We start from the raw sequence: 18,660 nt of genomic DNA on the forward strand, positions 1-18,660 counted from the left end.
GGGTTCTAACCCTGTTTCTCACTCACGACCGCCGGGGCCAGGTCCCACGTCAAAGTCACCACGGTGCCCGACTCGCCGGACGCGATGTCCGCGCGGTCGGCACTCGCCCGCAGCAGCAGCAATCCGCGCCCCCGCGGGGAAACCGGGCGCGGGTCCACCACGGGGGTCCGCCACCGGCCGTGGTCGCCGATGACCACCTCGATCCGGTCCGGGTGCGCCGTCGCGTCGAGGTCGACCACCCCGGCCCCCGCGCCGTCGTACGCGTGGTCGGCGACGTTCGCCAGCGCTTCGTAGCTCGCCAGCACGATGTCCTGCGCCCGGCCCGCGTCGACGCCCGTCTCGAGGACCCACGCCATCAGGTCGTGCCGGAGCCGCCGCAGGGCCTGGGGTTCCGCCTGCACGCCGTGGCGGCGGAACGGTCCCGGGGGTTCGTCCATCGGTAGCCTTTCCGGGCCCGTCACCGGCTCAGCGCTTCGTCGACCGTCGCGTGGATGCCGATCCACGTGTCCAGCCCGGTCGTCTTCAGCGGCCCCGACGTCACCGCCGAGTCGCTCACCACCCGCAGCGCGCGCTCGGGCAGCCGGCGGTGCGCCGCCGCGAGCACCTGCAGCCCCGCCGAGCAGAAGAACGTGACCCCGCGCAGGTCGACCACCAATGTCCGCGGCTCGCCGGCCAGCACTACGTCGACGACTTCTTCGAACTCCGGCGCGCTCACCAGGTCGATCTCCCCCTCGACGCGCAGCACCGCGGCCGTGTCCCGCCAGTCGAGCGTGACCGCCAGCTCGACGGCGGGCAGATCCCGGGATGAAGAGGTCACGGCGCTTTATGGTGCCCCAATCACCGCCGCCGCGCCAACGACGCCCCTCACCGGTGCGGCAGCTTGACGACGGTGACCCAGAATTCGTCGATCTTCCGGACCACCTCGACGAACTTCTCGAAGTCGACCGGCTTGGTGACGTAGGCGTTGGCGTGCAGGTCGTAGCTGCGGACGATGTCTTCCTCCGCTTCGGACGTCGTCAGCACGACCACCGGGATGGTGCGCAGCTCCGGGTCCTGCTTGATCTCGCCGAGCAGCTCGCGGCCGTCCTTGCGGGGCAGGTTGAGGTCGAGCAGGATCAGCCCCGGCCGCGGCGCGTCGGCGAAGCGCCCGCGGCGGTTCAGGAACTCGAGGGCCTCGACGCCGTCGCTCACCTCGTGCAGCGCGTTGCGGATCTTGTGGTGCTCGAAGGCTTCCCGCGTCATCAGCACGTCACCCGGGTCGTCTTCGACGAGCAGGATGTCGATCGGAACGTGCGCGTGCGTCATGCGTCCTCGCCGTCCTCGGTCGCCGCCGGCAGCGTGAAGCGGAAGGTGGTGTTCTCGGCTTCGGTGTCGAGCCAGATCCGGCCGCCGTGGTACTCGACGATCCGGCGGCACAGGGCCAAACCGATCCCGGTACCCGGGTACGCGTTGCGGGTGTGCAGCCGCTGGAACAGCGCGAAGACCCGTTCGGCGTACTCCGCGTCGATGCCGATCCCGTTGTCCGACACCGAAAACACCCACTCGTCGCCGTCGCGGTCCGCGGTGACCCGCACCTCGGGCGGCGCTTCGCCCTTGAACTTCAGGGCGTTGCCGATCAGGTTCTGGAACACCGCCGTCATCAACGCCGGCTCGACGCGCACCTCCGGCAGCTCGCCCCGGTCGACCTTGCCGCCGCTGAGCGACAGCGCCACCTCCAGGTTCGCGAGCGCGTCGTCGGCCAGCCGGCCCGCGTCGGCCACGACGTGCTCGGCTGGCTTCCGCCCGACCCGGGAAAACGCCAGGAGGTCGTTGATCAGGACCTGCATGCGCTTCGCGCCGTCGACCGCGTACTCGATGTACTGCTGGCCGCGTTCGTCGAGCAGACCCTCGTAGCGGCGCTGGAGCAGCTGGCAGAAGCTCGCTACCTTCCGCAGCGGTTCCTGCAGGTCGTGCGAAGCGACGTAGGCGAACTGCTCCAGGTCGGCGTTCGACCGCTCCAGTTCGTGCGTCCGGCGGTCCAGGAGCGCGTGGGCCCGTTCCAGCTCGGCGACCTCGTCGAGGATCCGCTGGCGCATGGCTTCGACGTCGGCGCCGAGCTGGGCGATCTCACGCGGCCCGCTCCCGTGCACGGGGTGGCCGACGTCCCGGTCGGCGGCCTGGCGGACCTCGCCGGCCAGCCGCAGGATCGGCCGGGTGATGACCTGCCGCAGGCCGAGGAAGAGCACCACGAACAGCAGCACGATCAGCACGGCGATGGCGACGAGCATGGCGGTCAGGAAGGCCGCCGCGCCGTCGAGGTCCGTCCGGCCGGCGTCGCGGACGGCGGTGAGGTGGTCGAACTGGGTGCCCAGGGCCTGGCGCACCGCGACGAACAGCATCCGGCTGCGCTCGATCTGCGCCTGGGTGGGCGGCCCGGCGCCGGGTTCGACGGCGGGCGCGGCCACGGCCTGCCACGCGGCGGCCGCCCGCAGGACGGCTTCCAGGTCGTCGCCGGCCTGGGTGCCGGGGAGGGCGCCGAGCTGGCGCAGCTGGCTGACCGCGTCGCCTTCCGCCCGGCGGCCGTCCGTGTACGGCGCGAGGAAGTCCGGCCGCCGGCCGAGCTGGTAGCCGCGGATGCCGGTTTCCTGGTTCAGCAACGCCGTCGACAGCTGCGTCGTGGCCAGCCGCTGCGGCCCGATGACGTCGAGGAGGCTGGTGCGGGCCTCGGTGAGGTTGTTGAGCGCGATCACGCCGCCGGCCACCGCGGCGAGCAGCAGGACCGCTTCGGCGACGGCGAACAGGCTCAGCCAGCGGCGGATCGTCCAGCCGCGTGCTTCAGTGCTCATCAGCGGGGTCCTGTCGGATCGTGGCTGAGCAGGGCGAGGGCGACGTCGTCGTCGAGCGGGCCGGAGTTGAGCCGTTCGGCGCGGGCGATCAGCTCGTCGAGCAGGTCGGTGCCGGCGAGGCCGGCCTCGTGCTGGATCTCCAGGACGATGGCGGCCATCCGCTCGTGGCCGAGCCGCTCGGCCCCGGCGCCGACGCGGCCCTCGAACACGCCGTCGGTGTAGAGCAGCAGCGACCAGCCCGGTTCGAGCGGCACCTCGAGGGCCTCCCACTTCGTGCCTTCGACGATGCCGAGCGGGACGCCGAGGCGTTCGCCGGACAGGAGGTGCCCGTCGCCCGGGGTGAGCAGCAGCGGCGGCAGGTGCCCGGCCAGCGACAGGCGCAGGGATCGTCGGTCCGGCGCGACGACGACCATGCAGACGGTGGCGAACAGCGGCTCGATCCGCTCGTGCACCAGCACCCGCTCGACCATGCTCAGCACGTCCGCCATGGGCAGGCCGGCCATCACCAGCGAGCGCCACGCGATCCGCAGGGCGACGCCGAGCGCGGCCTCGTCCGGGCCGTGGCCGCAGACGTCGCCGATCATCATGTGCACGGTGCCGTCGGCGAGCTCGATCGCGTCGTAGAAGTCGCCGCCCAGCAGGGAGCCGTTGCGGCCGGGGCGGTAGCGGGAGGCCAGATGGAGGTGCGGGTCGCGCAGCAGCGGGACGGGCAGCAGGCCGCGTTCCAGCCGCGCGTTTTCCCGGGCGAGCAGCTGCTGCTGCAGGAACTGCTGCTCGACCTGCTCGGCGCGCTTGCGTTCGCGGGCGAACCGCAGGGCCTTCACCAGCAGCGGCCCGTCGACCTGGTCCTTGACGAGGTAGTCCTGCGCGCCGGCGGCGACCGCGGCCACACCGGTGGCCTGGTCGTGCCCGCCGGTCAGGACGACGATCGCGACGCCGGGCGCGTGCTGGCCGAGCTTCGTCAGCCCGCTCAAGCCCATGGCGTCGGGCAGCTGCAGGTCGAGGACGACGCAGTCGGCGGTGAGCGGGCCGGCCAGCGCGGCCGCGAGCGTTTCGACGCGTTCGAGCGAGAACGGCACGGACGTGTCCGCGAGCATCTCCTCGACCAGCAGCGCGTCGCCGTCGTCGTCCTCGACGAGCAGCACGCGCAAACGGGTGCCGGAGTCCCACGATGAGTCCTGCGCGGCGGTCACCGGCTTCTCCCGTTCGGCTGCTCGTGAGCCAGCACATCCAGACGATCACCCTAGCGGCACTGGCGGCGGCGGCCTACGGCCGCGAAACCGGTCCCACGGAGGTAGCGTTTTATAGCACTCCGGTGTGACACCGGACGGGTAACGGTTCGGGTCGTGACCGTGCCGGAACCGGACGATCCCGCCCTACCCTGCGCGCATGTCCGAAACGCAGGGGGACGGCGGAGGGTTTCCGCCGGGTTCGAATCCGTACGGCCGGTTCCCGCCGGCGCCGCCGCCCGCCCACCGGCCCGCCCGGCCGGAGCCGGTCCGGCGCGCCGCGTTCGCCTGGTGGGGCGCGGTCGCGTGCTGGTTCCTCGGTTCGCTGCTCAGCCAGCTGCTGGACAGCACCCTCTTCCGGTTCACGATGTCCGAATCCGTGCCGGCCGGCGACGGCTCGGTCGTGACCAGGACGGTGCAAGGCCCGCTGCCCACCGACATCGCGGTGCTCACGTTCCTGCTGCCGGGAGCGCTGTGGGCAGTGCTGGTGTACGGGATGTACCGCGGCGCGGGCTGGGCGCGCAAGGTGCTGGCGATCGCCGGCGTCCTGGGCATCCTCAACGTGGTGATCCAGCTGGTCGCCCTCGCCGGCGCGGACCCGATGCGCGCCGGCGACCTCGCGCACCTGGGGTTCTTCCTGGGCGCGCTGGGCCTGTCGATCGCCGGGTTCGTCCTGATGTACCGGGACGGCACCGCGCCGTACTTCGTCAGGCGCCGCTGAGCCGGGCGGCGAGGAACTCCTGCTCGACGGCGTTCTCGCTCAACGCGAGCGCGGCGCGGTAGGCGTCGGCCGCTTCGGCGTCGCGGCCGAGGCGGTGCAGCAGATCCGCTTTGGTGGCGGGCAGGTAGCGGTAGCCGGCGAGGCGGCCGCCGGCCTCCAGCCGGGCGATCTCGGCGAGGGCGGCCTCGGGTCCGGCCACCACGGCGAGGGCGACCGCGCGGTTGAGCGCCACCACGGGCGAGGGCCACAGGCGCAGCAGCACGTCGTAGAGGGTCAGGATCTGCGGCCAGTCGGTTTCGCCGTAGCTCGGCGCCTGGGCGTGCAGGGCGGCGATCGCGGCCTGGACGCCGAAGCTTCCCGGCGGCCCGTTTTCGAGCGCTTCGACGACGAGCCGGTCGGCCTCGGCGATCATCGCCGTGTCCCAGCGCGCGCGGTCCTGGTCTTCCAGCCGCAGCAGGCGCCCGGCGGCGTCGGTCCGGGTGGCCCGGCGGGCCTGCTGGACGAGCAGGAGCGCGAGCAGCCCGGCGACCTCGGTGTCGGCGGACAGCAGGGCGCGCAGCATCCGCGCCAGGTCCAGCGCGCGGCCGGTCAGCTCGTCGCGGACGAGGTCGTCCCCCGACGGCGCGGTGTGGCCCGCCGCGTAGAGCAGGTGCAGCACGGTCAGCACGACGGACACGCGCGCGGGCAGGTCCTCGGCCGCGGGCACCGCGTACGGGATGCTCGCGGCGGCGATCTTCTTCTTGGCGCGGGTGAGCCGGGCGGCCATCGTCGGCTCGGGCACCAGGAAGGCGTGCGCGATGTCGGCCGTCGCCACGCCGCAGACCAGCCGCAGCGTCAACGCGATCTGGGCCTCCTGAGCGAGTGCCGGGTGGCAGCAGGTGAAGACGAGCCGGAGCCGGTCGTCGGGGATCGGCCCGGCGGGCTCCGGCGCCTCGGCGACGTCGGGTTCGACGAGCAGCGGCAGCTTGCGCCGCAGCACTTCCCGGTGCCGGACGCCGTTGAGCGCGGTCCGGCGCGCGACCGTGGTCAACCACGCGCCGGGCCGGTCCGGGACGCCGTCGGCCGCCCAGCGCTTCAGCGCCTGGAGGTAGGCGTCCTGGACGGCTTCCTCGGCCTCGTCGAGGTCGCGGGTCACCCGCACCGTAGCGGCGAGCACGTAGGCCCACTCGCGACGGTGCGCTTCGGCGACGGCGTCGGCGACCGGGGTCAGTCCGCCACGACCTGGAAGCCGACGAGCGGCCGGACCTCGACGCCGCCCTCGACGACCGGCGTCAGCTTCGCGCAGGCGAGGGCGTGGTCGAGGTCGCGGGCCTCCAGCACGTACACGCCCGCGAGCACCTCCTTGGTCTCCACGAACGGCCCGTCGGTGACGAGGTCGCCGCGGTGGGCGGTGGCCGTCTCGTTCGGCTGCAGGGCGAGACCCGCGGTCACCTTCCCGCCCTTCGAGGCGATCAGGTCCGGCAGCCCCAGGTGCCGGTCCATGATCTCCTTCGGCAGGTCTTCGGCGGGCACCCGCTCGTAGATCAGCACCGCGTACTGCGCCATGTCCGTTCCTCCTGGTCGTCGGTCCTTTCCTACTCCGTCACGCGGGGAACGGCGAAATCGACAGCGTGAACGCGTTGCCTTCCCCCTGGACCAGAGAGCTGAGGTACGCGGTGAACGCGCCGCAGCCGGTCAACGCCGGGATCGTGTACGTGCCCGTCACCGGGCCGCCCGCCGCCGGGGTGAAACCGGTGCCGGACCGCAGGTCGACCGGGATCGACGCGCTCGCCCGGCAGCCCGCGTCCGCGACCGGCAGCCCGAACAACGTCACCTGCGGCAAGGACAGCGCCAGCTTCGCGTGCGCGACGAAGCCGTCACCCGTGATTTCTCCGGTCTGCGGGCCGTCCGGGCTGAACAGCAGGTCGGCTGTCCCGGGGACGAACCCGAACACCTTGAACTCCGCCCGCGTCCGGTCGAACGCCGGGCTGAACCCCGTGAAAGATCCGGTGAGCGGCGCGGTCGCCCCCAGCGTCTTCAGCGTCGTCGTCCCCGTGACGCGGTAGTCGCGGGACGCCGGGGCACCCAGGTCGAAGCTGAGCAGCACCGGGTCCTGCCCCGGGTCGAGCGTGCAGTCCGAGGTGAACGAACCGAGCCCGGTGAACGAGCCGTCGGCCTTCTTCGGCGTGAGCCGCGCGCTGAAGCCGCCGATGGCGACTGTCGTTTCGCCTGCGTTCGGCAGCCGCACCGGCGGAACCGAGCCGGACGCGTTGGTGGTGAACGGCCCCGACGCCGGCACCGCCGTCTTCGCCACGGTGAGCGGCAGGGCCAGGGGCAGCGTCAGCGGGCCGTTGGTCAGCGTCACCCCTGCGGACGCCGTCCCTTCGATGCTCGCCGCGCCGACCAGGGCCAGGCCGCGCGTGGACTTGTCCGGCACGGTCACCGCCACCGCGAGGTCCGCCGTCGTGAACGTGCCGCCGGGCGCGGCCGGCACCTCGAACGCCGCCTTGACCTCCACGGCCAGCTTCTGCAGGCCGATCAAGGGGAACGGGCAGGTGAAGCTCAGCTCCTTGTCGACCGGGGTCGACGCCGACGCGGGCGTGGCGACGGCGAGAGCGAGCACGCAGGCGGCGAGCAACGACCGGGCGATCCGCACGGGCGCTCCCCTTTCTCGAGACGTGGCACCGGCCCCCGCCGCGGCACTGGGCGCGCGGCGGGGGCCGGCAGATCGGGTCACTTCTTGGCGAGCACGAGGTTCAGCGTGTTGCCGTCACTCTTGGCGAACGCGCTGATGATGTCGTTGAACGGGCCGCAGTTCTGCAGCGCGGACAGCGAGTAGGTGCCCGACAGCTTGCCGCCCTTGAGCAGGTCGAAGTCGGGACCGGTGGTCATCTCGCTCGTCGACGAGGTGGTCGTGCCGCACTTCGGGTCGGTGCTGATCGGGATGCCGAACAGGTTGACCGTGGTGAGGAACGTGTCGAACTTGATGTGCGCCTTGAAGCCGGTGCCCACCAGCTCACCGGTCTGCGGGCCGTTCTGCACGACCTTGACGTCCGAGCTGCCCTGCAGGAAGCCGAACAGCTTGAAGTCGGTGTGCGTCGGGTTCAGCTGCAGGCTGCCGGTGAACTTCTTCGCCGCCAGGTCGACGTCGGCGTCGAAGGAGCCCGTGATCGGCGCGGTGCTGCCGAGGGACTTCAGCGCCGTCTGGCCGGTGATGCCGAAGGAGTACTTGATGCCCCCACCCGGCGGGGTCGTGGTGGGCGGGGTGGTCACCGGCGGCGTGGTGGTCGGGGGTGTCGTCACCGGCGGGGTGGTCGTGGTGGGCGGGGTCGTCGTCCCGCCACCGTTGATGGTGATGGTGGCCAGGGTGTTGTTCTGGCCGGCGTCCTGCGTGCAGGGCGCGTCGATGGTGCCGTCCGGCGTGATGCCGGTGACCGAGCCGTCGGCCTTGCGCGGCGTGACCTTGAGGTTCAGGTCGCCGACGGTGATCTTCGCCTGGCCGGCCTGGGTGAACGTCAGCGACGGCGTCTTGCCCGCCGCGTTGATGTTCATCTCCCCCGACGCCGGGATGTTCGTCTTGTCCAGCGTGATCGGGACGCTGACCGGCAGGTTGAGGCTCGGCGCCGCGACGGTCGCGGCGGCGGTGGCGGTGCCCTCGAGCGTCGTGGCGCCGATCAGGCTCAGGCCGGAGACGGTGTCCGCGTTGATCGTGGACACGGCCTTGATGTCGAACGCGCCGGTCGGCTGGCCGGTGTTCACCGTGGTCGGCAGGTCGGTGTTGATCACCACCTTCAGCGACTGGGACCCCACCAGCGGGAACGTGCAGTGGTAGTTCAGCGTCAGCGAAATCGGGTCGGCGGCACTGGCCTGCGCCCCGACGACCAGCGCGGTGGCGACGAGCCCCACCGCGCCCACGGCCGCGGCGGCCGCGACCGTCTTCTTCTTGCCTCTTGGGTGACTCACGATGGTCCTTCCGTGTATCAACAGTGATACGAAACGGCCCGCGCTATTCGAGAATCGCGACCGGACCGTAAGCTAACGAGCACCGGCGGCGCCGATCAAGGGCTTTCGGTGAAAAGGCCACACGGGCACCGCAAATTGTCACCCCGGCACGTCACCCGACTCGGGTTCCTAGCAGGCCGGGGAAGGTTTCCCCAGCACAGAGGCATCGACGAAGCGCTGACGCGCGTGACAAACACGGTCCGCGAAATGTTGACGCACGTGCCAATCGGCCATTCCCGCCTTGCTCGCCCGCAACCGCGCCGCGTAGCTTCGAAACCCATGAAAAGAATGCACAGCGCGGTGCTTGCAATGGCGGCGGCCGCGCTTCTGTCGTGCTCCGCGTGCGGGTCGGACGCCCCGGCCGACCCCGGCCGGCACGCCGATCCCGCGGCACTCGCCTGGGTCGACAAAGTGTGCACCGGCGTGGCCTCGGGTTCGGCGAAGCTGTCGCAGCCGCCGGCCGTCGACGACGCCGACCCGGTGAAGACCCGGGACGCGATGGTCGACTTCCTGGGCCGCCTCGGTTCCGCCCTCGACGACATGGCGGGCGGCCTGCGCACCGCCGGCGTCCCACCGGTCCCGGATGGACAGTCCGCAGTGGACAAAGCGACCGGCAACCTCACCGAGACGAAGACGAAGCTCGCCGAGACCAAGTCCAAGATGGAGCAGGCGAAGGTGACCGACCAGCCGAGCCTGCGCAAGGTCATCGCCGACGCCGACGCGACCATGGGCCAGCTCGCCGACCCGGAGGGCCCGATCAAGGACCTCAAGGCGAACCCCGAGCTGAACCTGGCCTTCGGTGAGTCCGCGACCTGCAAGCGCGTCTACGGGACGGGCTCGTGACCGGCCGCCGCGTGCTCGCCGCCTTCGCGGCGCTGGTGTTCGCCACCGCGCTCGCGCCCGCGGCGTCGGCGGCCACGGCACCGGGTCCCGCCGACGACTCGTTCTACACGCCGCCGTCACCGCTGCCCGCGGGCAAGCCCGGGGACGTCATCCGGTGGCGGCCGTCGAACGCGGGCCCGCGCAAGGCGTCCGTCGACGCGTGGCAGGTGATGTACCTGTCCACGAACGCGCTCGGGCAGCCCGACGCCGTCACCGGCACCGTGCTCGTGCCGAAGAACGCCGACCGCGCGACCGCGCCGATCGTCTCGTTCGACCCCGGCACGCACGGGCCGGCGTTCGGCTGCACGCCGTCGAAGATGATCGACATCGGCGCGTTCTACGAGCAGCCCGGCCTCGACGACCTCCTGGACGCGGGGTACGCCGTCGCCGTCCCGGACTACGAGGGCTACCAGAGCACGCCGAAGACGACGTACGTCGTGGGCCGGTCCGAGGGCCCGGCGGTGATCGACGGCGTCCGCGCGGCTCAGCGGCTCCCCGCGGCGGGGCTGTCCTCGACGTCCAAGGTCGTCTTCCGCGGCTACTCCCAGGGCGGCGGCGCCGCGGCGTGGGCCGGCGAGCTGCAACCGGCGTACGCGCCGGAGCTGAACCTCGTCGGGATCGCGGCCGGCGGGGTACCGGCCGACCTCGTCCAGGTGACGCTGCAGCTCGACGGCAAGTTCGGCTTCGGCGTGTTCGCCTACGCCCTGCTCGGCCTCGACCAGGCGTACCCGGAGCTGCGGCTGGACTCGTTCCTGAGCGACAACGGCCGCGCGAAGCTGGCCGAAATGAAGCAGAGTGCGTGCACGTTCGAGCTGCTCACGACGTACGCGAACCAGAAGATCGCGGACTACACGACCGGCCCGGGCTACATCAAGCCCGCGTGGGTCGCGCGGCTGAACGAGAACAAGCTCGGCGGCAGCCCGCCGAAGGTCCCGGTGTTCCAGTACCACGGCACCGCCGACCAGCTGGTGCAGTTCGCGCAGGCCGACGCGCTGCACAAGGCGTACTGCGCGGCCGGGGTGGCGGTGACGTGGAAGACCTACGACACCGACCACATCACGCTGGTCTACACCGGCAACGCCGACGTGCTGGCGTTCGTCAAGGACCGGATCGCCGGGAAGCCGGCGACGCCGAACTGCTGATCAGCGGTTCGGCCGGCCGTGCGGGTGCTGCTGCTGCCACGAGCTGATCACCGAGCTCACGTACTGCTGCCACTGGTCTTCGGCCGGCGGCGCCGTCGTCGCCGGGCCCGCGGGCTTGCGCCCGGCGGCGGCCGGCGGGTTCGTGGTCCGGACCGGCGAGTCGCGCACCTTCGCGGTGAGCGGGGGCGGCTCGGCCGTGGCGCTCATCGTCTCCACCGCGTCGCTCGAGGTCGGCGGCGCGGCGGGGGCGGTCGCGCCCGGCGGTGGCGTGGCCGTCCCGCCGACCTGCTGCGGCTGGAACAGCACGACGGCGGCCAGCCCGAGCGCGACGGCGGCGCCCGCGGCGAGGACGTACGGCTTCGTGCTGCGGGACTCGGCGGGCGGCGCTTCGAGCGGACGCTCGTCCTCGGGCTCCGGGGCCGCGAGCTCGGCGTCGAGGATGGCCAGCGGGTCGGGCTTCGGTTCGGGAGCCGGCGGTTCTTCGGCGAGCATCGCATCGAGGTCACCGCGGATCACCAGCGGTTTCGTCTGCGAAAGGTTCACCAGCTCGGCGACCGAGGGGATGTCACCCTCACCGCCCGTGCGTGCCATCGAAAGACCTCCACCCTGTCGGCGTCACCTGGAGGAACCATGCCTGAGCCGCGAGAGCTGCTCCGCTTCGCCGTCGTCGGCCTGGCCGCGTACGGGGTCACCCTACTGGGCGACTACAGCCTGAAGCTCACCGTGTTCCGGGAGAAGCCGGTGACGGCGCTTTTCTGCGCGACGGTGGCCTCCACGGCGTTCGCGTACCTGCTGTCCCGCCGCTGGTCGTTCGCCGGCCGCGGCGGCCACCACCGCGTGCGCGAGGCGACGCTGTTCTTCGTGGTCAACGCGGGTGCGGTAGCGGTGAACCTGGTGCCGCCGCTGGTGTCGAGGTACGTGCTGCACCTGTCCGTCCCGCACGTCGGTTTCGTGGCGCAGGAAGTCGCGGACTTCGTGTCGGGGATGGTGCTCGGGACGTTGTCCGGGACGGCGTTCCGCTGGTTCGGTTACCGGCGGTGGGTGTTCCCGCGGTCGGCACCCCCGGTCGGGATCGCCCGGCCGGGTGGTCTGCCACAGCTGGTCGTGAGCGAGAAACAGGGTTAGCACGCTGCTCCTCACTCACGACCGGCCGGCAGGGCCCGTTCCGCCAGCAGCGCCAGCTCCAGCCGCAGCCGCTCCCCCGGGTCGTCCAGCCGCGCCCCGAACAGCTCGCTCAGCTTCTTCAACCGCGCCCGGACCGTCTGCGGGTGCAGCTCCAGCAGCCTCCCCAGCTCGGGCGCGCTCCCGCGGGTCTGGACCAGCGCCAGCAGCGTCTCGGCGAGCTGCTCCCGCCGCCGCTCCGACAGCTCCGCCAACGGCGCCAGCGTCGTCGACGCCAGCTGGGACACCAGGAACTCATCGGCTAGCAGCAGCAACGTCGTCAGGTGGTCGCGGCACCACACCACCGGCCCCGGGGCGTCCAGCAGCCCGCGCGCCGACAGCTCCAGCGCCCGGCGGGCCACCCGGAACGACTCGGGCGCCGCCGCCGGGGGCACCAGCGGCCCGACCGCCGCCGTCCAGCCGGCCGGCAACCCGGCGAGCCCGGCCAGATCCGTGTCCGGGGCCGGGGTCAGCGCCGCCGGCGGGTCGCCCGACGGGTCGGCCGGGACGTGTTCCGGCAGCAGGCCCGGCGGGAACTCCGGCGCGCCCGGCAGCGCGCGGAACGCCACCGCCGCCACGGCCGACGGCACCGGCAGCCCCGACGCCGCGACCAGACCGTCCACTTCGGCCGGTGTGCGGCCGCCGAGCAGCGCGTGCAGCAGGCGGCGGTGCCGCTCGCCCGTGCCGGACATCGCCGCTTCCGCCGCGCGGTAGCCCTCGGCGACCGCCGCCATCGACGTCTCGACGTCGGCGAACATGCCCTCGGCCGCGCCGTACAGGACGTCGGCCGAAAGGCCGGCTTCCCGGGCGATGTCGGCGATCCAGCGCCACGTCACCCGGCTCGACACGCGCACGGCCGCCTGCACCGACTCGCGGCTCAGGCCATTGTGGAACGCCGCCCGCCCGTGCGCGCGGAACTCGGCCAGCCGGTCGGCCTGCCACAGCGCGGGTGTGCCGACGCGGTCGATGTCCCGCTCTATCCCGCGCCGCGCCTGCTCGATCGCCGCGACACGCTCGGGTCCCCGGCCGAAAACCCCGGAATATTCCGGAACTTCGGCGGCGATGCCGTCGATGCAGGCCCGCGCGATCTCCGGGATCCGCGGGCGCACGGCGTCACCGAGCTCGTGGGGCAGCCGGGCCCACACCGAGCCGTCCGACGCAGGAGAACCGCGCATGGGGAATTCGGTCCTCCACCGGATTAATCGACACTCGGAAATAGCCCCCACCATCTGACACGGAGCGTAGGACGCCCACCCGTCCGTGTCAAAAGGACGTCATCCCGTCACCCTTTCCGGGAACACCTCGTTGATTTTTCAGTGACACAACCGTCGGATACGCTCTGCTCCGCCCGGAGCGACTCGAAGGGGGATCGGTGGTCGAGTACCGCAGCTTCAGCCTGCTGGCCTCGCTGCCGCGCGCGCTGGGCGCGGGCCTGCGCCCACACGTCGGACGCGCCGCGGCCGCGATGATCCAGGAGGTCCAGCGCACGGTCCCGGCCTACGGCCAGCCGCTCAAGGGCGTCTTCGGGAAGGTCCTGGTCAAGAGCGTCCAGTTCGCCGTGCAGCACTGCGTCGACTCGATGGGCGAGCCGGACCTCGCTCACGACCACTGGATCGACTTCTACCGCGGCCGCGGCCGCATCGAGTTCACCGAGGGCCGCAGCCTCGACGCGCTGCAGGACAGCGCCACCATCGGGGCCCGGGTGGCCTGGCGGGCGATGCACCCCGGCGTCGTCGCCGCGGGGGTCGACCCGGCCGTCATCTCGGTCGCCGCGGAGGCCATCTTCGCCTACGTCGACGAGCTCTGCGCCACCGCGATCGAGGGCTACCAGCGGGCGCAGACCGAGGCCGAGGGGGCCGTCCCGATCCGGCGCCGGCGCCTGCTCGAGCTGATCGTGCAAGCCCCGGAAGGCGCGGCGAGCAGCATCGCCGAGCTGGCCGGGGGCGCCGGCTGGCCGCTGCCCGAGACCGCCGCGATGGTCGCCCTCGAACGCGGCCCCGACGCCGCCGGCTTCCCCGCCGACCTGCTCGGCGACGGCGTCCTGGCCGACCTCGACGGCCCCGAGCCGCACCTGCTGACCCGCGACCCGGACGCGGACCTCGCGCCGCTGGAGGCCAAGCTCGACGGCTGGCGGGCCGCGGTGTCGCCCACCGTCCCGCTCGCCGACGCCCCCGCCGCGCTGCGCACCGCCCGCCGGGCACTGCTGCTGTCCGGGCCCGACGTGCCCGGCCCGATCATCTGGTGCCGCGACCACCTGGCCACGCTCTGGCTGCTCGCGGAGGACTTCCTGGCCGCCGAGCTGGCCCGCCAGAGCCTCGACCCGTTCGCCTCGCTGAGCGAGAAGCAGCGCGACCGGCTGGGCGAGACCCTGCTGGCCTGGCTGGAGACGCGCGGCGGAGCGCCGGAGATCGCGCAGCGCCTCGGCGTCCACCCGCAGACCGTGCGCAACCGGCTGCGGCAGCTGGAGGAGCTGTTCGGCGATCGGCTCAAGGACGCCGACGACCGCCTCGGCATGCAGCTGGCGCTGCGGGCTCAGCGGCTCATGCGCGCGCACCGGCCGGACGGTGAGAGGGAGCACTGAGGGCGCGGTCGAGGGCGCGCACCGGCAGGGGCAGCACGCGCCGCCACGGGCGCCGCACCGGCCGTGGCGGGCGGGGCTCTCGCGAATAGGGGTGGAAACTCGCGCGGCACGACATCAGCGCGTCCGGTGCGTCATTGCGACCATGCCTTCGAGGAATACGCGGATACCGGCGGAATGTCGATACGCATTACCGGGTGAACCGGGAAACCCCGCACCCGCGACCGCCTTTCGGCGGCCGTTCTTGTCACGCGCGCCCGCATTCCCGGGAAGTGGCGTTCGACACATCCGGTGCGAGTAGTCGGATGCCCTATTTTCGGGTTCGCGAGAAAGGGCGCCGATGACACTCGAGACGCACATTCTGACCCTCCACGGCCGCCGCATCCGGCTGCACGAGCACCTGCCCGCGACGGGTGCGCGTGATGAAGCGATCGTGCTGCTGCACGGGATCGCGGGCAGCGCGGAGACGTGGACACCGGTACTCGAGCGATGCGGATCGCTCGGCAACCGCGTGCTGGCACCCGACCTGCCCGGCCACGGAGAATCCGACGCACCGCGCGCGGACTACGGTCTCGGCGCGCTGGCGAGCACCGTGCGGGACGTGCTGGCGGTGTCGGGCGTGCGGCACGCGACCGTCGTCGGCCATTCGCTCGGCGGTGGCGTCGCGCTGCAGTTCGCCTACCAGTTCCCGGAAATGTGCGACCGGCTCGTCCTGGTCGGCAGCGCCGGGCTCGGCGCGGAGGTGAGCCCGGTGCTGCGCGCCACGGCGTTGCCGGGCGCGCGAGTGGTCGTGGCCTGCGCGGTGAACCGGGTGACGCTCGCGGTCGCGCGCACCGCGGCCCGGCTCGGGCGCCGGCTGGGTGGATCGTTGAAAACTGAAACACGTGAGCTGGCAAGGCATTTCGGCTCGCTCGCCGACCCGGCCCGGCGGCGGGCGTTCTTCGCCATCGCCCGCAGCCTGATCGACCTGCGCGGCCAGCGCGCGAGCGCGCTGGAGAAGCTCTACCTCGCGGAAGGCGTGCCGGTGCTGCTGGTCTGGGGCGGACGCGACCCGCTCATCCCCGTCGCGCACGGGCGCCGGGCGGCCGAGCTGCTGCCGAACAGCCGCTTGACCGTGCGAGAAAACATGAAACACTTTCCGCACGTGTCCGATCCGGACGGCTTCTGCCTGCTCCTGCGCGAGTTCGTCACGGAGACCGAACCCGCGAGGCTCACGCTCGACGACGTCGTCGCGCGCCTGACAGCCGGGTCGTGAACCCCCGCGGAAAAGTTGTCACCCGCGCACCATCCGCCCGAAGCGGAAGTGTCACCTCACCTCGCGCCGTTCCACCCGTTCGGGTGTAGTCCGGACGGGTTACCGCAAAGTCAGCGGAGAACCCGTTGACACTGCGGTTCGCGCGAAATTATGTTGCCTGAGCCACAAAATCCGGACCGGCTTCGACGACGAAGAGGCTGGTTTTGTTGCCAGCAAGGATAAAACACATGACCGACGTGGACACCGGGTTCGCCGCCCCCGCCCTGCGCGCGGGACGGCCCAACCCCGGAGAACGCCCTTCCGGACCGGCCTACCGGCACCAGTCCGTGTCGGCCGACCGGCCCCGGCCCGCCTACCCGCCCGCTCCCCGCAGCCCGGCGGAACCCCGGCCCGTGCGCGCTTCCGGCGCCATCGGGCTGTGGGCGTCGCTGCCCCGTGAGCTGGCGATCCGCTTCAAACCGCGGGTCGACCCGCTGGCCCGCGCCATCCTGCAGGAGGTCCAGCGGGCGGTGCCCGAGTACCGCCAGCCCCTGGAGGGCGCGTTCGGGCACATCATCACGCAGGGTGTCCGGCAGGCGATCATCCAGTGCCTCGACAGTGTCGGCACCCCTGGTGCCGTGCCGCTCGAGACGTGGACGACCGTGTTCCGCAACCTCGGCAAGATCGAGTTCAACGAGGGCCGCAGCCTCGACTGCCTCCAAACGGCCTACCGGGTCGGCGGCCGCGTGGCGTGGCGGCACATCTCGGAGTTCGGGCAGGCCGCCGGCCTCGCCGCGGACACGCTCTGCACGTCCGCCGAGGCCATCTTCGCCTACGTCGACGAGATCTCCGCGCTCTCGATCGAGGGCTACACGGCGGCGCAGACCCGCGCGGCCGGCACCCGGGCGCGGCGCCGGAGACGGTTGCTCGAACTGGTGCTCGCCGACCCGCCGTCGGCACCGCAGACCATCAGCGCGCAGGCCGCGACCGCGCACTGGACGCTGCCGGCCGAGGTCACGGTCGTCGCGCTCGAACCGCGTGCCGACCAGCACAGTCTCGCCGCGCCGGACCTGCACACCGACGTCCTCGTCGACCTCGAGGGCGGCGAGCCGTGCCTGGTCACCGGCGACCCGGAGAAGCACCTGAAGAACCTCGGCGAGCGGTTGAGCGGCTGGCGCGCGGTGATCGGCCCGACCGTGCGGCTCACCGACGCGCCGCGGTCGCTGCTGTGGGCGCGCCGGACGCTGAAGCTCGTGCAACGCGGGGTGCTGCCGGACGCGCCGGTCACCCGCTGCACCGACCACCTGTCCACGCTGTGGCTGCTCGCCGACGAGTTCCTGGTCCGCGAGCTGTGTTCGCGCAGCCTGGAGCCGTTCAAGGACCTCACCCCGAAGCAGCGGGCGCGCCTCGGCGAGACGCTGCTGATCTGGCTGCAGTCCCGCGGCAGCGCGCCGGAGATCGCGAAGAAGCTCAAGGTGCACCCGCAGACCGTCCGGTACCGCATGCACCAGCTCATCGACCTGTTCGGCGACCGGCTCAACAACGCCGACGACCGGCTCGACATGGAGATCGCGCTGCGGGCGGAGGCCCTCCTCGGCTCCTGACGCTGCAACGCTCTGCCACCCCGAAGAAGTGGTGAGGTACCCGTGACGGGACCGTCCGGCGAAACGACTTTCGGGCCGATGCTCGGCGGCGACGGCCGGCCCGGGCAGCTGTGGGCGATGCTCCCCCGCGAGCTGGCCGCGGTGTTCCGGCCGCGCCTGCTCGACGTCGCCGACGAGGTGCTGCGCGAGATCCAGCGGACCATCCCGGACTACGCGCGGCCGCTCGACGGCGCCTTCGGCAAGGCGCTGCGGGCGGGCGTGCAGGCGGCGATCCTGCAGTTCATCGACCGGATCGCCGCGTCCGGGCCGATCCCGGACTCGCGGCGGAAGGTGTTCGTCGGGCTCGGCGTGCACGAGCTCGCGCAGGGCCGCAACCTCGACGTCCTGCAGGCGGCCTACCGGGTCGGCGCGCGCGTCACGTGGCGGCGGATGGCCGAGGTGGGGACGCGGGCGGGCGTGCCGTCGGCGACGCTGTGCCTGCTGGCCGAGGCGATCTTCGCCTACATCGACGAGCTGTCGGCGTTGTCGATCGAAGGGCACGCGGCCGCGCAGGCCCGCGCCGCCGGCGCGCTGGAACGGCGGCGCCGTCGCCTGCTGGACCTGCTGCTGGCGGACCCGCCGTCGCCGTCGCGGACGGTCCAGGAAGCGGCGACGGCGGCGGACTGGCCGTTGCCGCACCGGCTGGTCGCGGTGGCTCTGGACGGGCCCGCGGACGTCGCGGGATTGGGCGCGCTGGAGGACTTCGAGGACGGGACACCGCGGCTGCTGCTGCCGGCCCCCGCGGACCGCGCCGCGTTGACGGCCGCGTTGGCGGGGCACCGGGCGGCGGTCGGCCCGCCGGTGCCCCCGCGGCAGGCCGGCCGCTCGCTGGCGACGGCGCAGGAGGCGTTGCGCCTGGTCCCCGACGTCCTGCCGGACGAGCCGCTGACCTGGTGCGAAGACCACCTGGCGACGCTGTGGCTGCGCAAGGAGCCGTTCCTGGCGACGGAGGTGTCCCGCCGCCGGCTGGCGCCGCTGACGGCGTTGAACCCGAAGCAGTACAACCGGCTGGCGGGGACGCTGCTGGCGTGGCTGGAGACGTGCGGCAACGTCCGCGAGGTGGCCGACCGGCTGGCGATCCACCCGCAGACGGTCCGCGCCCGGGCGCAGGAGCTGGAGGCGCTGTTCGCCGACCACCTGCGTGATCCGGACGACCGCTTCGAGATGATCCTCGCCCTGCGCGCGACCCTGACCTAGATGTGGTGTCCGGGGAGGCTCAGCCGGTCGAGCAAGGCTGGACCTGCGCCCCAGCGGCGAAGATGTT

Annotated in this window: 19 protein-coding genes; 8 read left to right on the forward strand and 11 right to left on the reverse strand. The window is 72.5% G+C overall.

The annotated features are described in order from the left end of the window. Nucleotides 1–5: 5 nt before the first annotated feature. Genes ACZ7OH_RS02015 through ACZ7OH_RS02035 form a run of 5 tightly spaced genes read right to left on the reverse strand, consistent with a single transcriptional unit; the run spans nucleotide 6 to nucleotide 4,018 of the window. Nucleotides 6–437, reverse strand: a complete 432-nt coding sequence (locus ACZ7OH_RS02015; protein WP_470279157.1) for an ATP-binding protein — start codon at nucleotides 435–437, stop codon at nucleotides 6–8. Between the two features lie 20 nt (nucleotides 438–457). Next, nucleotides 458–817 carry an STAS domain-containing protein gene (locus tag ACZ7OH_RS02020; RefSeq protein ID WP_470279158.1) on the reverse strand — a complete coding sequence of 120 codons (360 nt, stop codon included), beginning with the start codon at nucleotides 815–817 and terminating at the stop codon, nucleotides 458–460. A 47-nt stretch (nucleotides 818–864) separates the two neighbouring features. Continuing rightward, the gene (locus ACZ7OH_RS02025; protein WP_470279159.1) at nucleotides 865–1,305 is read right to left on the reverse strand and encodes a response regulator; all 441 of its coding nucleotides are present in this window, start codon (nucleotides 1,303–1,305) and stop codon (nucleotides 865–867) included. Then, nucleotides 1,302–2,825: a sensor histidine kinase gene (locus tag ACZ7OH_RS02030; RefSeq protein WP_470279160.1), complete on the reverse strand. Its 1,524-nt coding sequence runs from the start codon at nucleotides 2,823–2,825 to the stop codon at nucleotides 1,302–1,304. Before ACZ7OH_RS02030 ends, ACZ7OH_RS02025 begins: the two co-directional genes overlap by 4 nt. Further along, nucleotides 2,825–4,018, reverse strand: coding sequence for a PP2C family protein-serine/threonine phosphatase (locus tag ACZ7OH_RS02035; RefSeq protein WP_470279161.1), 1,194 nt, complete (start codon nucleotides 4,016–4,018; stop codon nucleotides 2,825–2,827). The genes ACZ7OH_RS02030 and ACZ7OH_RS02035 overlap by 1 nt, the downstream gene beginning before the upstream one ends. A gap of 196 nt (nucleotides 4,019–4,214) precedes the next feature. Between ACZ7OH_RS02035 and ACZ7OH_RS02040 the strand changes: the two genes are divergently transcribed. Further along, entirely contained in the window at nucleotides 4,215–4,775 is a 561-nt protein-coding gene (locus ACZ7OH_RS02040) for a hypothetical protein (protein WP_470279162.1), read from the forward strand. On the opposite strand, the gene ACZ7OH_RS02045 is transcribed toward ACZ7OH_RS02040, so the two are convergent. The 4 genes from ACZ7OH_RS02045 to ACZ7OH_RS02060 all read right to left on the reverse strand — a co-directional run bounded on the left by ACZ7OH_RS02045 (nucleotide 4,762) and on the right by ACZ7OH_RS02060 (nucleotide 8,717). Next, nucleotides 4,762–5,931: an RNA polymerase sigma factor gene (locus tag ACZ7OH_RS02045; protein WP_470279163.1), complete on the reverse strand. Its 1,170-nt coding sequence runs from the start codon at nucleotides 5,929–5,931 to the stop codon at nucleotides 4,762–4,764. The two genes, ACZ7OH_RS02040 and ACZ7OH_RS02045, sit on opposite strands and share 14 nt — an antisense overlap. A gap of 50 nt (nucleotides 5,932–5,981) precedes the next feature. Beyond that, nucleotides 5,982–6,320, reverse strand: coding sequence for a YciI family protein (locus tag ACZ7OH_RS02050; RefSeq protein ID WP_470279164.1), 339 nt, complete (start codon nucleotides 6,318–6,320; stop codon nucleotides 5,982–5,984). 37 nt (nucleotides 6,321–6,357) lie between these two features. Beyond that, nucleotides 6,358–7,410, reverse strand: a complete 1,053-nt coding sequence (locus ACZ7OH_RS02055) for a DUF6801 domain-containing protein (RefSeq protein ID WP_470279165.1) — start codon at nucleotides 7,408–7,410, stop codon at nucleotides 6,358–6,360. Between the two features lie 77 nt (nucleotides 7,411–7,487). After that, nucleotides 7,488–8,717 (reverse strand): DUF6801 domain-containing protein, encoded by a 1,230-nt coding sequence (locus tag ACZ7OH_RS02060; RefSeq protein WP_470279166.1) that lies wholly within the window; start codon nucleotides 8,715–8,717, stop codon nucleotides 7,488–7,490. 318 nt (nucleotides 8,718–9,035) lie between these two features. Between ACZ7OH_RS02060 and ACZ7OH_RS02065 the strand changes: the two genes are divergently transcribed. Then, on the forward strand, nucleotides 9,036–9,599 hold the full coding sequence (locus ACZ7OH_RS02065; protein ID WP_470279167.1) for a hypothetical protein: 564 nt from the start codon (nucleotides 9,036–9,038) through the stop codon (nucleotides 9,597–9,599). Next, nucleotides 9,596–10,780, forward strand: a complete 1,185-nt coding sequence (locus tag ACZ7OH_RS02070; protein ID WP_470279168.1) for a lipase family protein — start codon at nucleotides 9,596–9,598, stop codon at nucleotides 10,778–10,780. Before ACZ7OH_RS02065 ends, ACZ7OH_RS02070 begins: the two co-directional genes overlap by 4 nt. Here the strand turns inward: ACZ7OH_RS02070 and ACZ7OH_RS02075 are convergent, their stop codons facing one another. Beyond that, nucleotides 10,781–11,371, reverse strand: coding sequence for a hypothetical protein (locus ACZ7OH_RS02075; protein WP_470279169.1), 591 nt, complete (start codon nucleotides 11,369–11,371; stop codon nucleotides 10,781–10,783). It lies immediately after the preceding gene. 39 nt (nucleotides 11,372–11,410) lie between these two features. On the opposite strand from ACZ7OH_RS02075, the gene ACZ7OH_RS02080 reads away from it, so the two are divergent. Then, nucleotides 11,411–11,905 carry a GtrA family protein gene (locus ACZ7OH_RS02080; protein WP_470279170.1) on the forward strand — a complete coding sequence of 165 codons (495 nt, stop codon included), beginning with the start codon at nucleotides 11,411–11,413 and terminating at the stop codon, nucleotides 11,903–11,905. An 11-nt stretch (nucleotides 11,906–11,916) separates the two neighbouring features. On the opposite strand, the gene ACZ7OH_RS02085 is transcribed toward ACZ7OH_RS02080, so the two are convergent. Further along, complete coding sequence (locus ACZ7OH_RS02085) at nucleotides 11,917–13,116, reverse strand: PucR-like N-terminal domain-containing protein (protein WP_470279171.1); 1,200 nt, start codon at nucleotides 13,114–13,116, stop codon at nucleotides 11,917–11,919. Between the two features lie 197 nt (nucleotides 13,117–13,313). Here ACZ7OH_RS02085 and ACZ7OH_RS02090 point away from each other — a divergent pair, with 197 nt between their 5' ends. From ACZ7OH_RS02090 to ACZ7OH_RS02105, 4 genes are all read left to right on the forward strand, one after another. Next, complete coding sequence (locus ACZ7OH_RS02090; RefSeq protein ID WP_470279172.1) at nucleotides 13,314–14,522, forward strand: PucR family transcriptional regulator; 1,209 nt, start codon at nucleotides 13,314–13,316, stop codon at nucleotides 14,520–14,522. Between the two features lie 337 nt (nucleotides 14,523–14,859). Further along, entirely contained in the window at nucleotides 14,860–15,774 is a 915-nt protein-coding gene (locus ACZ7OH_RS02095) for an alpha/beta fold hydrolase (RefSeq protein ID WP_470279173.1), read from the forward strand. A 392-nt stretch (nucleotides 15,775–16,166) separates the two neighbouring features. Further along, a complete protein-coding gene (locus ACZ7OH_RS02100) occupies nucleotides 16,167–17,357 on the forward strand; it encodes a PucR-like N-terminal domain-containing protein (RefSeq protein WP_470279569.1) in 1,191 nt (396 codons plus the stop codon). 42 nt (nucleotides 17,358–17,399) lie between these two features. After that, nucleotides 17,400–18,593 (forward strand): PucR family transcriptional regulator, encoded by a 1,194-nt coding sequence (locus ACZ7OH_RS02105; protein ID WP_470279174.1) that lies wholly within the window; start codon nucleotides 17,400–17,402, stop codon nucleotides 18,591–18,593. The last annotated feature ends 67 nt before the right edge of the window (nucleotides 18,594–18,660 follow it).

This window comes from Amycolatopsis sp. NPDC114478, from assembly GCF_055633805.1.

Coding starts and splice junctions, on each gene's coding strand:
- ACZ7OH_RS02015 (WP_470279157.1), bottom strand. CDS start 437: ATGGACGAACCCCCGGGACCGTTCCGCCGCCACGGCGTGCAGGCGGAA.
- ACZ7OH_RS02025 (WP_470279159.1), bottom strand. CDS start 1,305: ATGACGCACGCGCACGTTCCGATCGACATCCTGCTCGTCGAAGACGAC.
- ACZ7OH_RS02030 (WP_470279160.1), bottom strand. CDS start 2,825: ATGAGCACTGAAGCACGCGGCTGGACGATCCGCCGCTGGCTGAGCCTG.
- ACZ7OH_RS02040 (WP_470279162.1), top strand. CDS start 4,215: ATGTCCGAAACGCAGGGGGACGGCGGAGGGTTTCCGCCGGGTTCGAAT.
- ACZ7OH_RS02050 (WP_470279164.1), bottom strand. CDS start 6,320: ATGGCGCAGTACGCGGTGCTGATCTACGAGCGGGTGCCCGCCGAAGAC.
- ACZ7OH_RS02065 (WP_470279167.1), top strand. CDS start 9,036: ATGAAAAGAATGCACAGCGCGGTGCTTGCAATGGCGGCGGCCGCGCTT.
- ACZ7OH_RS02075 (WP_470279169.1), bottom strand. CDS start 11,371: ATGGCACGCACGGGCGGTGAGGGTGACATCCCCTCGGTCGCCGAGCTG.
- ACZ7OH_RS02080 (WP_470279170.1), top strand. CDS start 11,411: ATGCCTGAGCCGCGAGAGCTGCTCCGCTTCGCCGTCGTCGGCCTGGCC.
- ACZ7OH_RS02085 (WP_470279171.1), bottom strand. CDS start 13,116: ATGCGCGGTTCTCCTGCGTCGGACGGCTCGGTGTGGGCCCGGCTGCCC.
- ACZ7OH_RS02095 (WP_470279173.1), top strand. CDS start 14,860: ATGACACTCGAGACGCACATTCTGACCCTCCACGGCCGCCGCATCCGG.